This is a genomic window from Clostridium sp. (assembly GCF_029258205.1).
GTDB lineage: Bacteria > Bacillota > Clostridia > Clostridiales > Clostridiaceae > Sarcina.
Window position 1 is genome coordinate 32,406 of record NZ_JARHZJ010000016.1, and the last position, 15,558, is coordinate 47,963.

The window sequence follows — 15,558 nt, forward strand, 5'->3', positions numbered from 1 at the left end:
ACTTAATTATATATTAATATAAATTCTCTACTTCTTTTATGGAAAAACTTAAATATTTTAAAGCTTCATTAGTGTCATCTAAATAGTGATAAAGATCAGCCATTTCTAAATATCTTTCTCTCTTCTCTTCATATGTACCAAACTTAAGTAAAAGATCTGTTGCTAAATTCATATACATTTCCCATTGCATATCATTTCTCTCATTTTTACTTAATTCTGCTTTAAAGTAATAACTTCTCTCTATAAAGAACATATTATTTTTATTTATTGATAGCTCTAGTGATAATTCACAATATTCCTTAACACTTTCTATACATCCATTAGCATTATATACATTTATTATGAATAATAAAAGCTCTATATATCCTATTTTATCTTCTTTATTAATCTTTTCTATAGATTCTTCAGTAAGCTTTTGGGCTTCTTCATATTTTCCACATTTTAAGAAAGCATCAATAATAAGACTATTTATTCTTTTCCAATTGTAAGAATTGCAATCTATCTTTTTTTTATAATAACTATAATTTCTTTCAAACTCTTCACTATTTTTTTGTAACAATTCTAAAATAGCTAAAATACCTTGAGCTTCTCCTAAATACTTACTATTAAGATCAATCCCCTCAATACAGAAAATATCTTTTATTATTTCTCTACACTTCTCTATATTTCCAACTCTATAATTACATATTGCTAACGCTGTAGCATTTTTTATATAAATTTCATTATTTTTTTCTATTCCATCTTTTAATAAGAAATCTAAAAGCATGTTATAATATGTTATTGCATCTGCAAAATTCTTTCTTACTGTAAAGTATAAAGCTAAATCCTCATAATATAATCTTTTACTATCTTTATTACTTTCGTATATGTTTGAATACTCATTTAATAAATCCTTTGCTTTTTTAAATTCCCTAATATTAGTATAATTTATAAATAAAATATGCATAAGTTTTACAGAAATATCTTCATATTCTTTACTTAAAGAATATTCTAAGTAATCTTTTAGTTCATCAGCTTCACTTTCAGTTAAAACTTTCTTATCAATATATTTATCAATAGACTTATTTAATTGTGTTATATCATCACATAAAAGATAATCAAGCTCTAAATCTAATCTTTTAGAAACTAACTCTAGCACCCATTTATCTGCTTTTACTTTTCCATTTTCTATACAACTCATTCTAGATATAGATACATCATCTTCACAAAGTTGTCTTAATGTTAAACCTTTATATATTCTAGCTCTTTTTATTTTCTCTCCAGTAGATAAAAAATCCATCACTCTCACCTGTACCTTAACTTTTAATTACACCCAAATTTTTCAGATTATTTATACCCTTTTCTAAGTACTTAGCCGCTTCATAATCTCTTTTAAGCTCTAAATAAAATTTACCTAGTCTTATAGATATGTCTGCCTCTTTCTTTTTCATATCATTTCTCTTAGCAATTTCAAGTGTATCTAATAAAATATTTTCTGCTTCTTTTATATTATTTTGTAAGACTTCTATTCTAAAAGTCAGAATCTTATATTCTATTAATCTATTAACATCACTTACATTTAATTTATTTTTTATTTCATTAAGAATCTCTATGCATTTAACCATATTTTTTGTCTTAATATGATTTTCACATAAATTAAATAAAGTATCTAAAAGTTTAGAATCAGTATTTTCTTCTCTTATTTTCATAGCTCTATTATAATGCTCAAATGATTCTTCTATATTGTCAAATTCAAAAAATAATTTTCCTAAAGAATCTTCTATTGAACTTATTTTATCTAATTGTTCTAATTCTTTATAAACGTTAAGACTTTGTTTTGAATATGCTATTGCACTTTCTAAATCACCAACTTTAGCATGCTCTTCTGCTAGTAATTCTAAACTCTTAGCATAAGCTTTCCTATTGTAAACTTTTTCAAATTCACTTTTTGATAAAAACGCAAAATTTATTGCCTTCGGTAAATTTTCAATAAAAAAGTATGTTTTTGATATTAAATAATATATTTCTCCTAAAAGCAAATCTTCAGTTAATTTATTATTTATATATATCTTTTCAGCTTCTTTTAAATATGAATTAGCTGAATAATATGCTTTTGAATGTAAGCTTATTTTTGCTATATTTAAATATGTTTTTACCATATCTATATTACTATTTATTTGTAAAAATAACATATTTGCAGATAAGAAATATTGTTGTGCTAAAACATATTCTTCGCTTTTTAAATACATCTCAGCCTTTAATGCTAAGTTTTTAGCTTTTCTATATATTAAATCATACTTATCAGCATAATATATTGCATATTCTATAAATTTATCACCTTTTTTTATATCATCATTTAAAATAGCACTTTCTGCTATTTGCTCGTAATATAAACATATCTTCTCCGCTTGTGTTTTTTCTGTTTCCATTAGATATTCAACAGAAGTATTTAATGTGATTGCAATATACTCTAACAGATCCATTGAAGGATTAGATCTTCCTGACTCTACTAAACTTATTTGTCCTGGTGTTATTCTCTCTCCAGCTAATTCCTTAAGAGTCATATTTAATTCTTTTCTTCTTCTTTTTATTTTTTCTCCCAATGATAATATTTCCATAGCTTAAATCATCCTCTTACTGTTATTATTTTAACATTCATAACCAATTAAATTATATCATAAATTTAGGTTTCAATGTCAATTATTCAGTATTTTTGTAAAAAAATCTATGTGTTTGTGCATTTTTTAACATTTTTAATTACATACTTTAATTTTAATAAATTATATTTTTTATTTTTTTAATATATACAATTATTCTTTAAAATATTATATATTATAATCAAAAATTTCTCTACACAATAAAAAATTCTATAAATAAAAAAAGCAGCCTTAAAGCTGCTTTTTTTATAAGTTATTCCATCCATCCCATACTTTCGCCGGCTGCATCAATCATTCTTCTTGAAGCCTTTTTAATAGCTCTTTGAGTTTTTCTGTCTAAATTTGGAGTTACCATCATACCAACAGCTGCTCCAACAGCACCTATGGCTAAAGTAGTCATTAATTTATTTGCCATAATAATCACCTCTTTTAATAATGATTTCATATCTAGTTTGTCTAATTAAATCATTTTTATTAGAGGTAATTCATAGAATTAAAGACTTTCTAATGCTTTTTTGGCAAGTATATCTGCTCTATCATTGAATTTATTTCCACTGTGTCCCTTTATTTTTTTAAATCTAACCTTTATAACTTTAAATTTTTCTTGCATAAACTCATGATAATTTTGAGTTATTATATTATTTCTTTTCCAAGTTCCTAAAGCCCAGCTCTCTATTCCCTGATAATCATAGCAAAGGACTATATCCTTATATCCATTTTCTATTGCATATTCAATTGCTTTCATAGCTCCTTCAACTTCTCCTGATACATTTCTTAAGGCTATTGCTACTTTATCAGATCCAACTCCATTATCTTCATATAAAATTTCATCATTTTTTACTACTAAAAAGCCATAAGAATAATTTTCTTTATGAACCATAAAGCTACCATCTACATAAATATAAATTAAATCGTCCTTAACTTCTTCATTTCCTTTAACTTCTGTAAAGCTTCCTCCATTTTCATTAATAGCAATAAATTGATTTGCTTCTTCCTTTGAAGTAAAACTCTTATACTTAGCTCCCTTAAAGCCTATTACTTCTTTTTGACATTCTGGCCAAGTTTCAACAATCTTAGGAATACCTGATTTTCCTTTTGCTATAGCATAATATTTTTTAGCCATTATTTCACCTCTTCTTAATTAGTTATTACATCTATAACTTCATATATATTATCCAAATTATTAGCACCTGTAAATCCACTAAGGAATTCTACAGTCTTTCTTAAAATAACTACAAATTCATTTTCCCCTTGCCAATTTTCTAATATAACATTTATATCCACATCATTTATTATTCTATTTAAAGCAAAGAAAACTACACTTAAATCATCTAATGCACCAATGAAAGGTATTTTATCTGGTAATATATCAAAAGGACAAGCTACATACCCTAAAGAAGCACCTACTACAGCCTTAGTCTTAATAGGAACCCTACTATCTTTTAAAAGTCTAAATATTAAAGCTACTATATCAGGTAAAAACATAATATAATCCTTATAATCTTTAGCTTTCTCTGGAATATAATTAACCACATATTCTCTGCTACTTGTGTACATATCCTGAACTTTTTGCACATCTATGCTCATTATGTAATCATCACTCTTTTGCTCTTCTTCAATATCACCTCTTACTTCTATTTCTAAAACAGGTTCTTTAATCTTTGAAAGCTCTAAATCTATTTTTTCTAATCCAATATCTAAAATATCTCCTTCAATTTTCAAGTCCTTAAAATTTAAATTTAAGAAAGATATCTTACCTAATATTGTTTTATAACCTACAAGTATTTTATCCTCTTTAACTAAGATTCCCTGATTTTTAAAACCTTTTAAAGCTATTTTTAAACCTATTCTTCTAAAAGGCTTTAAAATTCCAACACTCATAAGTTTAGCTTTTGAAAATCCTACAACAAGATTATCTCCTTCTACTCCTAAAACATCCAAAGTTGCCTTAAATCCTAAAGCAAGAACCTTTTTGAATACGCCTTCTACTTCTATGCTATTATTTATTTTTAAACTCTTTATTTCTAAACCTTTAATTTTTACAAAATCATTAATAAAGCTCATTAAGTCATCTGAAGTTAATTTTATATCTAAATTTGAAATTTGCAAAATAATTCTCCCCTTATTATTTAATAATTATTCATCTTTTAGTATATAGTATTTACTTTTAATTTTGAAGGTAAATTATACTATGGAATTTCTATTAGGGAATAAATAATATAAACTCTAAAAAAATTAAGCTAAATATTAATTATATATATATTAAAATTCCTGTTAAATAAATAAAAAAACTCCTCTGCACTTATTAAAACAGAAGAGTTTTTGTTTTTATTTTCTTATTATTTTATAATTATGGAAGAAAAGCCCTAAAATAGCTCCTGCTATAAATCCACCAAAATGAGCATATATATCTATATTAGACATTGCTAGACCGATAAATACATTTAACAATATAATAACTATTATGTTAGTTACTAACCCTTTACCAATCCTATCTTTTTCATTATAAGCAAAAACTAAAGCTGCTCCTAAAAGTCCAAATATAGCTCCTGATGCTCCAACTCCCATAACTGGTGAAAAATATAAGCTAAATATACTCGCTACTATACCTGAAACAAAATAGATAGCTAAATATTTTTTCGCTCCATAAACTCTTTCTATGAAATCTCCTAATATATATAAGGCATACATATTAAATAAAAGATGGGCTATTCCACCATGCAAAAACATAGATGTTACTAATCTATAATATTCTTCATGGAATATTATTGCATTATTATGCTTAGCACCCATCCAGTATAAAATTTGTGGATTTACCGCTACTATATTTCTAAAGAATCCAGCTCCTAAAGCAGTAGCTATTATAAGACAAACTAAAAAGGCTAAAATATTTAAACCAATCAATATTCCTGTAACTTTTCCACATCTTAGTTTCTTATACCAAGGAACCTTTGGTTCTTCTTTCTTTTTCAATAAAAATTCTAATATTTTTGTTAGAGGCTCAGAGTTCCTATCACTATTTAAAACCTCTTTTTTCTGAACATCTACAACTATTCTATGACAATTCTCATCTATAGAAAAGTCTTCATCACTTTTTTCAGTGCTATCATAGCTTTTATAAAGAATTATATTATGAAGAGAATATGGTTTATCTAAACTTCTTAAATAATCTTCTGCAATTTTTAAATTTTCTTCCTCTTCATAAGACTTTGATATTATAACTGCATATTTCCCATCATCTTTAACTGTTTTTAAAGCTATCCATAATTCTTTATCCTGTTTTCCTTTTAAGTCTTCTACATAAAAACCATAATTATTTATAAGTAAGTTAAAATAATCTTGCTCAAATTTACTCATCGCCTCTCCTTAATTTTCTAAATAATTTCTTCTAACATATCCAAAAGTTCATTAAATCTATCTAATGTATCTTTAAGAGGCTTAGAAGTTGTCATATCTACCCCAGCCATTTTTAATGTATCTATAGGATACATTGACCCTCCAGCCTTTAGGAAACCTTTATACTTTTCAACAGCTTCTTCTCCTTTTGTAAGAATTGAATTTGCAAATGAAGCTGCTGCTGAATATCCTGTAGCATATTGATATACATAGAAGTCAGAATAAAAATGAGGTATTCTAGCCCATTCTATAGATATTTCTTCATCTACATTCATATCTTCACCAAAATATTTAATATTTATATCTTTCCACATTTTACATAAAATTTCTGATGTAAGAGATTCTCCCTTTTCAATAGCTTCATGAGTTTTTAGTTCAAAGTCTGCAAACATTAATTGTCTAAAGACAGTTGTTCTTATTTGCTCTAGTTCTTGATTTATTAGATATAACTTTTTATTTTTATCAGTTTCTTTCTCTATTAAATGATGTATAAGTAAAATTTCATTAGTTGTTGAAGCAACCTCTGCACAGAAAAGACTATAATCTCCATAAATATAAGGTTGAGTCTTTCTAGTATAATAAGAATGTATTGAATGACCCATTTCATGAGCCAAAGTTGAAGCATCATTTAACTCATAATTATAGTTTAATAATACATATGGCATAGTATCATAGGATCCCCATGAATAAGCTCCACTTCTCTTTCCTTTATTTTCATATACATCTATCCAACCTTCATTTATTCCTTCATTGAATATATCTAAATATTCTTTTCCTAAAGGATTTAATCCTTCTTTAACTAAACTTATGGCATCCTTATATTCTAAATGTTCTTTTTTACTTTCTATAACTGGAACATATAAATCATACATATGAATTTCATCTAAGTTAAGAAGTTTTTTCTTAATTCTAACATATCTATGAAGAGCCTCTATATTTTCATCTACAGTTTTTAAAGCATTATAGTAAACTTCTACTGGAATATTATTAGGTTTTAAAGAAGCCTCTAAAGAACTGTTATATTTTCTTGTTTTACTTTCAAAAACAAAGTTTTTAATAGAGCTTGATAAGCTTGTTGCTAAAGTATTTTCATACTTCTTATATGTTCCAAATAAAAGTTTAAAGGCAGCCTCTCTTACCTTTCTATCTTTGCTCTTTATAAAAGAACTATAGTTCCCTTCAGTTAATTCTACTTTTAAACCATTTTCATCTAGTATCTCTCCAAAAGTTATATCTGAATTAGTAAGCATTGAATATATACTCTCTGGAGCTCCTAAACAATCTGATACAGAAGCTAAAATAGCCTCAACTTCCTTTGATAATACATGTGGCTTTTCATTTAATATCATTTCAAAATATATTTTATACTTTTCTAAATCCTTATCATCATTTATGAAATTTTCTATTGTTCCTTCTTTTAAGCTTAGTATTTCTGGAACGAAATATGCTGTATAGCTTGAAAACTCTGCTGAATATGGATCTATTTTATTCACTAAAGCTTGCATTTCAGGATTAGATGTATCCTCATGACTTCTCATGTGAGCATAAACATATAGTTTACCAAGTTTTCTACTTAATTTTTCATTTAATACAAGAAAAGCTTTTAACTCTTCCTTATTTGCTAACTTCCCCTCAAAATCTTTTAATTTTGGAGCCTCCTCTTTTAACTTATTTAATTCTTCACTCCATTTAGCGGGAGTTTCATAAATTTTATCAATTCTCCACTTATCACATTCTAGAATTTCATCTCTTCTTCTAAGTTTTTTAACCTCATTCATTTTAATTCTCCTTTCAAATATTATTTATAATCTTCTTCTTTACCCTTTATATCCTCAAAAACCTTTTTCATTTGTTTATCTATAATAGAGCAAACTTCGTTTAAAACTGCTCTCATTTCCTCATGCTCTTCGTCAAATTTAAATTTAACCACCCAAGTTGGATTATATTCTTCATCAAACTCTTCTACTATATATCCTAATGAAGTAAAGGCCTCTACATTGAACAAATCATATATTGCTGAAAATTCCCATTCTAAAACATCCTTATCTGTATCAAAAAAAAGACTTACATCTCCATCTATGCAATATAACTTTTTAACAAAATTAGTTCCTTCTAAAACTGAATAACTTCCTAATTCACCCTTTATAACTCCATTCTCTTTATCTTTTTCCATTATAACTAATGAAGAAAAATCCATCTTATATCATCCTTTCTTCTTTTAATATATATATACTAATTATAAAATTTCTTTTTATATTTGCAAGTGCATATATAAATAAAGTCTTTCTATTTATCTTTATACACTTGTAAAATTATGGTAATATATTTTGTATAACATTATGTAATAGAGGTGATTTTCATGAATAAATTTGTGTTAAGAAGACTTATTTTGGGAGTATCCCTATTTTTTATTATTATATTTTCAAGTGCTTTTATTATTAATAAAATTTATATTAAGCAAAAATGTAAGGATTTATACTTTGCAACTGAATATTTAACAACAAGAGGAACTTTTGAAAATAGCCTTTTAACAATTAAAAATTTTGAATTATCATTTTTAGATGATGATATTGCTGTAGTTGAAATTAATGGGCTTAGTTATGATAAACCTCATCAATCTATTTTTTGTAAAGCTTATTTTGAAAAAAAGAAAAATTCAGTCTGGGACTTAAAAGAAATAGAAAAGCTAACTTAAAATGCAAATTATTTGCACTTGACTTAAAATCAATGTATAATTTATTTAGAATTATACTAGGAGTGATACGATTTGATAAAGATAAATAATCTTTCCTTTTCCTACAGTGGTAAAAAACCCTATCAATTAAATGATATAAGTTTAACCTTACCTAAAAATGAATTTATATCTATAGTAGGAGAAAATGGAAGTTCTAAAACTACTCTTTTAAAACTTCTTTTAGGATACTTGAAACCTATTAAAGGAAGCATAGAGATAAACTTAAATAGCGTCGGGTATGTTCCTCAAAAAGTTGATAACTTTAACTCCCAATTTTCAATTACGGTTTATGAAATATTAAAAATACATTTAAAAACATTAAAAATAAAGGATAAAGGTGAAATAGACAGGGTTCTTTCAGCTGTTAATATGCTAGAATTTAAAGATAGATTAATAGGTTCTCTTTCTGGAGGTCAACAACAAAGAGTTTTTATTGCAAGAGCTTTAATAGGCCACCCTAATATATTAATATTAGATGAACCTTCTACAGGAATAGATGAAAAGACTCAAAAAGATATATATGAACTTATTTATAAGTTAAATAAAGATAAGAAAATGACTATTATATGTGTTGAACATAATATAAGAAAATCTCTTAAGTATTCATCATATATTCTTGAATTAAAAGATTCTAAAGCTACTTTATTTAAAAATAATGAATACTTAAAAAAATTAGATGAAATAAATAATGAATTTATATAGAAAGGGCTATTTTTAAAAATGTCTATTATACAAAATATGTTTCAATTTGAATTTATGCGTAATGCATTTATGGCCGGTTTTATAATATCTCTTTTATGTCCCTGTATAGGACTTTTTCTTGTGTTAAAGAGATACTCAATGATAGGGGATACCCTTTCTCACTCTTCCTTTGCAGGAGTTGCAATTGGACTAGTATTTGGATTTAACCCTCTTTTAACAGCCTTTTTATTTACTACTATTTGTGCATTACTTATAGAGTTATTAAGAAATTATTATAAAAAATATGCAGAATTATCTATGTCTATTATACTTACCTTTAGTTTAGGTTTAGCACTAATATTAGTTAGTAGCGGCAAATCTAGTACAACAGTTAATTCTTTTTTATTTGGAAGTATATTAACAGTTTCAAAAACTGACTTAATAATAATAGCTTTAGTCTCTCTATTGTGTTTTATATGTATCTTTTCATTATATGATAAATTAGTTTATACTACCTTTGATGAAGAGGGTGCTAAAGTTTCTGGAATAAATACAAAACTTATAAATTATATTTTTACAATTATAGTAGGAGCTACTATTTCTGTTTCAATTAGAGTTATGGGAATACTTGTTATTTCATCAATAATTGTTATACCAGCAGCTACTGCTATGCAATTTAAAAAAGGATTTACTAAATCACTTATTATTTCAATGGTAATAGGAGTTATAGATGTCTTAAGCGGGCTACTTCTAGCTTCTCTATTTGATTTAGCTCCAGGAGGAACTATATCTTTAACATCAGTAATAGTACTTATATTATCATTAATTTTAAATAGAAAAAAATTATAATACTAATATAAATAGGTTGTATAAAAAGATAATAAAACTTACAAACATATTCTGAGAATTACTAGATTTCACTAATAATTTAAATTTTAAATTTCATCTAGATATTCTCTTCATATCGTTTGTAAGTTTTATTATTAACCTTTTTATACAACCCCTTATTTTTAAAACAGAGTAGTAAATATATAACTTAAAAGTTATATATTTATACATTCCTCTCCATTTTCATTCTTATAAACTTTAAAGAGTTTGTTTTTATTATATAAATATCTATATATTGAATATACCAATATACCTTTTAAAGCTCCTGTTATACTTATTGCCCACCAAATACCCTCTAATCCTAAGAACTCAGGCTTACACATAATATAAGCCATTGGTATTCTTGCTCCTGTTAATAATATACTTATTAATGATGGTATATACGTTCTTCCTAATCCATTAAATGCTCCTGTTGTTGTTATTTCTATGCAAACAAAAATCTGACAATAACCAAGTATCCTTAAATAAACCGTTCCTTGCTCTATAGCTTTCACCTCTGGTATAAATACCCTAAATATATCTTCTCCAAATACAATTAATAATAATGAAGCAAATACTCCTACTATAATAGAAATTATCATAGTTATATTAAACCCCTTTACTATTCTCTTTAGCTTTCCCGCTCCATAGTTTTGTCCCACAAATGTACTTAAGGCAGTAGATATTCCACCTGATGTCATCCATGAAATGGCTTCAACCTGTGAACCTACCTTTTGAACAGCTATAGGCACTGGACCGAATACTGCGACTATTTTTCCTATAAACATTGAAAAAATAGTAAATAATCCACTTTGCAAAGCTGCAGGTAATCCAATATGAAATAAAGTTTTCATATAATTTATTTTAATTCCACTTAAAATATTTATTTTTAAGTATTCAGCATTGCTTCTTATCATTATATATAGAAATGTACCTGTAACTATAACCTGCGCTAAAACTGTAGCTAAAGCAGCTCCTAGTATCCCCATCTCTGGGAATACTCCTATACCAAAGATTAATATTGGATCAAAAACTATATTAAAAATTAATCCTATAGTATTAGCTATAAAAGGTGTTCTACTATCTCCTGATCCAGTAAAGACAGCTGTAAATATTGGATTTAAAAAGTTAAATACCATTCCTAAAGCAACTACAATTAAATATGTCTTAGCCATTTTTATAACTTCAATATCACCTAAGTCAAAGAATCCTATTAACTGACTATTAAATAAAAGTAATATCATTGAATAAAAAATAGCTAATATAATATTTAGTTGAAAGGCACTTTTTATATAGTCCTTTGTACTCTCTATATCATTTCTTCCTAAGCTTTGTGCTACTTTTATCTCAGCTCCCACCTTAGAAATCATTATAAAGGCCATAGCAAGCCAAGGGAAGAATCCTGCAGTACCAACAGCTGCCACTGCACTACTTCCTATCCTTCCAACCCATATCATATCTGCCATGTTATAAGCCATTTGTATAAAAGAGGTAGCCATAATAGGTATCGAAAGTTTTATAAGGTTGCTTGTTATTTTTCCTTCAGTTAAATCAATTCGCTTGTCCATTTTTCCCCCTGTATATCTAAAAAATTATTCTCACATATTATAATTCATATTTTATATAACAGTAATTTGATCAACAAACATAAAAGTAGGTCCCTCTCCTGGCATTATACTCCAAGCTGGACATACCTCTTCATTTTTTGCAAATATTTTAATATACCTAGCCTTAATTTCTCTTTGTGATGTAATATCCTTTTTACCTACTTCCTCTCTTTTTTTATATTTATTCTTTTCTTCTCTTGTTACTAAAGTAAATTCCTCTCCATCTATTGAAGAATAAAACTCTACAAACTTAGGATAATAAATCCAAGCTCTTGTGTCTTGTAAAAATCCAACCATTATCTCTTTTATTTCTTTTACTTCTCCTAAGTCAACTATTACTTCCATATCCTCTGTATATCCAAGCCATTTTCCATCAGTATAATGTAAACTTCCCTTTTCACCATCTATTAAATCATAAACTCCTCTTTTATTATACATATAATGATCCGTCGGCTTAGTTAATCCTTTAATATCAGCTATTGGTAAAGTTACATATATTCTACTTTCCACAGTATTACTAGGATTGTATCCTTCTTTAAAAACCTTAGCTTTTATAAAAGCTCTATCATTAACAACTATTGGATTTTTATATAATAAGGATTTTTCATTTGGCTCACTTCCATCTAAGGTATATCTAATCTCTCCCTTTTTATCTCTTTTTCCTAAAAGAATTTCTTGAGAAAATGGTTTATTCATAAGTAAAGTATCTATGTTTACAATTGGTCTAAAAGCTCTAAGTTTAACCTTGCTACTTTTCTTATATCTTTTATATTCTGGTATATATCCATCTATATCCTCTCTATTTTTTAGATATTCTTCAGTAAAGAAATCTTTTTCCTTAGGTCTTTTACAGATGGTATTTAAATCTAAAACTATTTCTCTCTCCTCTGGAATTATTAATATCCTAGCTTCTTCATCTACTGAAAATTCTCCCTTAATTAGGGAAATTTTATATTTAAAATCATTGTGCTTACATAAAATCGTATTTAAATTTAATTCCTTAAGAACTGGTAAGGTATTTAAACAAAGCATATATTCTTTAGAATTTTTCACATTAAATTTAATATTTATCTTATCCTCATCACAAAGTATTTTTATACTTTCTTCATTATTTAAATCCCATATTATTTCGCATCCAATATCATTAATTGCTTTAAAATCTATACTATCTCCTTTAATTTTTTCATATACACCAATTCTTTTTAATTTAACAAAGCTTATTTCTGGTCTTTCATCTATTTCATTTTTCCAATAATGAGGTCTCATTAAAGGCAAAGCGTCAAATACACTTTCATTGCTATTTAAATAGTTATCATAATATCGTGATTTATAATTTTCATTAAATAAATGAATATCTCTTATACTTAAAACATTATTCTCAAATAAAAAACTACTTCTATAAAACCTACTGTTATACCATAAAGTTTTCATATTATAAGTGTTCCAATCTTTTTTAGCTCCAAAAGTAGTAGGCGGAGTTAACCTATATTTCTTCTTATACCAAAGGGCACTTTCAGCTAAAGTTTCAACCCTAAGCTTTTTTTCCTTTTCCAAATTAGATATATGTTCTATTTGAACTTCATACCCCTTATACATGGTGTTCCATAAAAATGTATTTTCCTGACCTACCTGAGCATAAGAAAATCCTAAGGTCTCTTCTTCATTTAAACATTCAAAAAACCAATAAACCCATTCTTTATTTTGTCCAATTATCCATGCTGGCTCTAAAGTATGAACACCTTTTAACTCTTTGCGTAATCCCTCTTCAAAATTATAAATTGGATCTGGGCCTAAAAGCCTAAACAAAGGTAAATTAAGTTGCATTTCTTTACTTTGAGCTGGAATATATTCGTTTAACCTACTTGGATAATAAGCTTGATTAAAATATCCTCCCCAAAGAGTAAATCCATCAGTTCCAATCTGATCTCTACAAATAGCTCCTCCTATTACTCCATAATTCTCATTTAAATATGTTAAGGTTCTTATATCTATGACCCAAGAACCAACTGTCTTAGGATAATATCCAAATATGTCCTTAAAATCAGCCATATAAATATCAGCCATTTTAAATCTATCCTCAGGACTGTAACCAAGTGAATATCCCTTATCAACATGATCATCAATAGGAGTTTCACCCTTCCATTTAACCCCAGCCTTCTTTGCTAACTCCTCAGTTATTTCCCACCAAGCTCCGACTTCATCATATTCATCTATAGATTCTTTTATAAATTTCACAAATCTTTCCTCCATTAAAGCATCATATTTCAATGCATATGTTGCAGGAAAACCATATTGTTTTATTAATTCAACTTCTTGAATTACTGTCTGAAAATCATCTTCAACAAACTCTCCACTTGGATAAACAGTTTTTCTTATAAAATTATATATATTTACTATAGTAATATTATTTTTCTTTTTTTTCTCAAATTTTATCATATAATACCAACTCCTTTTTACCTCATTTTAAGTAATCTAATTACTTTAAACAATGAATAAATTTCAGTTTTTATTAAGATTTTCTTTATAGTTTCTTTTTTGTGAGTTCATACAATTTAATAAAAAAAGCTATAAAATAATGAATATTTTTATTCACTAATTCATAGCTTATAGTCTTATTAAAAACTATTCTTTCTTATTATTTATACACTCTTCACATATACCTTTTAAAGTAAGATTATGCTCTTTAACTTTAAATCCTGTTTGATTTCTTAAAAGCTCCTCAATCTGTTGCATAGGACATGGAACTTCTATTTCTTTATGACATAAATCACATTCTAAAATATGTTTATGAATATTTCTATTTTTTAATTTATAAGAACTTTTTCCATCTCCTAATTCAAACTTATCTACTAAATCCTTCTCTAAAAACACTTCTAGAGTTCTATAAACAGTAGATAAATTTATCTCTTTACATTTACTATATATATAATCGGCAGTAACACTTCTATCACTTTCCTTTAATAAATCATATATCAATAATCTAGCTTTGGTAACTTTCACACCATTAGCTTTAAATATTTCTTTTACTTCCATACCAATCTCCTAAACAAATATTTAAATCATTAATATAAATTATATCACATAAAAAAACTTCAACAAAAATATATTTGTAAAATCTTTTACTCACCTCACACTTCACGAAAACATTTTCATTTAGAATACTCTATTTATAATTAGCATATCATATTCAAAGATAAATTTACATCTAAAACAAACTTAGTAATTTCAAGCAATATAAAAACTTTTGCTATTGTTTTCTTTTTCAAAAGATATATTTTTTTAAAATTTACTCTTTATTTTTTATTTAATATAGTGTATATTAATAAATAGAGTATTACATTAAGTTTAATAGTATAGCATATTTAGTCACTTTTGTATTAATGTGATCAATATAAAGGAGAGATTTTTTAAATGAATTGTATTATAGCTCAATCTGGTGGACCTACTTCAGTAATAAATGCTAGTGTTTATGGTCTAGTTAAAGCAAATAAAAAACTTAATTTATATGAAAATGTTTATGGTGGATTAAACGGAATAGAAGGTATTTTAAATAAAAAAATAATAAATCTTTCAGAACTTGATGAACTTCAATTAGAAAGATTTAAAAGTTCACCTGCCTCTGGTTTAGGTTCTTGTA

At 26.4% G+C, this 15,558-nt stretch carries 14 protein-coding genes and 1 pseudogene; 4 read left to right on the plus strand and 11 right to left on the minus strand.

Going from position 1 to position 15,558, the window contains the following annotated elements:
- Nucleotides 1-13: 13 nt before the first annotated feature.
- The 8 genes from Q1J60_RS02185 to Q1J60_RS02220 all read right to left on the minus strand — a co-directional run bounded on the left by Q1J60_RS02185 (nucleotide 14) and on the right by Q1J60_RS02220 (nucleotide 8,229).
- Nucleotides 14-1,279, minus strand: a complete 1,266-nt coding sequence (locus Q1J60_RS02185; RefSeq protein WP_300257870.1) for a helix-turn-helix domain-containing protein — start codon at nucleotides 1,277-1,279, stop codon at nucleotides 14-16.
- Between the two features lie 16 nt (nucleotides 1,280-1,295).
- Complete coding sequence (locus Q1J60_RS02190; protein WP_300257873.1) at nucleotides 1,296-2,597, minus strand: helix-turn-helix domain-containing protein; 1,302 nt, start codon at nucleotides 2,595-2,597, stop codon at nucleotides 1,296-1,298.
- Nucleotides 2,598-2,889: 292 nt separating this feature from the next.
- Nucleotides 2,890-3,051 carry a YtxH domain-containing protein gene (locus Q1J60_RS02195; protein ID WP_300257876.1) on the minus strand — a complete coding sequence of 54 codons (162 nt, stop codon included), beginning with the start codon at nucleotides 3,049-3,051 and terminating at the stop codon, nucleotides 2,890-2,892.
- Nucleotides 3,052-3,129: 78 nt separating this feature from the next.
- Nucleotides 3,130-3,759: a ribonuclease H1 domain-containing protein gene (locus Q1J60_RS02200; protein WP_300257878.1), complete on the minus strand. Its 630-nt coding sequence runs from the start codon at nucleotides 3,757-3,759 to the stop codon at nucleotides 3,130-3,132.
- 14 nt (nucleotides 3,760-3,773) lie between these two features.
- On the minus strand, nucleotides 3,774-4,745 hold the full coding sequence (locus tag Q1J60_RS02205; protein WP_300257881.1) for a YkvA family protein: 972 nt from the start codon (nucleotides 4,743-4,745) through the stop codon (nucleotides 3,774-3,776).
- A gap of 219 nt (nucleotides 4,746-4,964) precedes the next feature.
- On the minus strand, nucleotides 4,965-5,993 hold the full coding sequence (locus Q1J60_RS02210) for a rhomboid family intramembrane serine protease (protein ID WP_300257884.1): 1,029 nt from the start codon (nucleotides 5,991-5,993) through the stop codon (nucleotides 4,965-4,967).
- A 17-nt stretch (nucleotides 5,994-6,010) separates the two neighbouring features.
- The gene (pepF, locus tag Q1J60_RS02215) at nucleotides 6,011-7,810 is read right to left on the minus strand and encodes an oligoendopeptidase F (protein WP_300257887.1); all 1,800 of its coding nucleotides are present in this window, start codon (nucleotides 7,808-7,810) and stop codon (nucleotides 6,011-6,013) included.
- Nucleotides 7,811-7,830: 20 nt separating this feature from the next.
- Nucleotides 7,831-8,229, minus strand: a complete 399-nt coding sequence (locus Q1J60_RS02220; protein WP_300257890.1) for a DUF6762 family protein — start codon at nucleotides 8,227-8,229, stop codon at nucleotides 7,831-7,833.
- Nucleotides 8,230-8,391: 162 nt separating this feature from the next.
- On the opposite strand from Q1J60_RS02220, the gene Q1J60_RS02225 reads away from it, so the two are divergent.
- The 3 genes from Q1J60_RS02225 to Q1J60_RS02235 all read left to right on the plus strand — a co-directional run bounded on the left by Q1J60_RS02225 (nucleotide 8,392) and on the right by Q1J60_RS02235 (nucleotide 10,296).
- A complete protein-coding gene (locus Q1J60_RS02225; RefSeq protein ID WP_300257893.1) occupies nucleotides 8,392-8,727 on the plus strand; it encodes a hypothetical protein in 336 nt (111 codons plus the stop codon).
- A 72-nt stretch (nucleotides 8,728-8,799) separates the two neighbouring features.
- Nucleotides 8,800-9,468 carry a metal ABC transporter ATP-binding protein gene (locus tag Q1J60_RS02230; RefSeq protein ID WP_300257895.1) on the plus strand — a complete coding sequence of 223 codons (669 nt, stop codon included), beginning with the start codon at nucleotides 8,800-8,802 and terminating at the stop codon, nucleotides 9,466-9,468.
- An 18-nt stretch (nucleotides 9,469-9,486) separates the two neighbouring features.
- Nucleotides 9,487-10,296 (plus strand): metal ABC transporter permease, encoded by an 810-nt coding sequence (locus tag Q1J60_RS02235; protein WP_300257898.1) that lies wholly within the window; start codon nucleotides 9,487-9,489, stop codon nucleotides 10,294-10,296.
- Nucleotides 10,297-10,490: 194 nt separating this feature from the next.
- Here the strand turns inward: Q1J60_RS02235 and Q1J60_RS02240 are convergent, their stop codons facing one another.
- From Q1J60_RS02240 to Q1J60_RS02250, 3 genes are all read right to left on the minus strand, one after another.
- Nucleotides 10,491-11,882: an MATE family efflux transporter gene (locus tag Q1J60_RS02240; protein WP_300257900.1), complete on the minus strand. Its 1,392-nt coding sequence runs from the start codon at nucleotides 11,880-11,882 to the stop codon at nucleotides 10,491-10,493.
- 51 nt (nucleotides 11,883-11,933) lie between these two features.
- Nucleotides 11,934-14,357: an FN3 associated domain-containing protein gene (locus Q1J60_RS02245; RefSeq protein ID WP_300257903.1), complete on the minus strand. Its 2,424-nt coding sequence runs from the start codon at nucleotides 14,355-14,357 to the stop codon at nucleotides 11,934-11,936.
- Between the two features lie 186 nt (nucleotides 14,358-14,543).
- Nucleotides 14,544-14,954: a Fur family transcriptional regulator gene (locus Q1J60_RS02250; protein ID WP_300257906.1), complete on the minus strand. Its 411-nt coding sequence runs from the start codon at nucleotides 14,952-14,954 to the stop codon at nucleotides 14,544-14,546.
- 378 nt (nucleotides 14,955-15,332) lie between these two features.
- Here Q1J60_RS02250 and Q1J60_RS02255 point away from each other — a divergent pair.
- Nucleotides 15,333-15,558: pseudogene (locus tag Q1J60_RS02255) on the plus strand (6-phosphofructokinase); the annotation flags it as partial.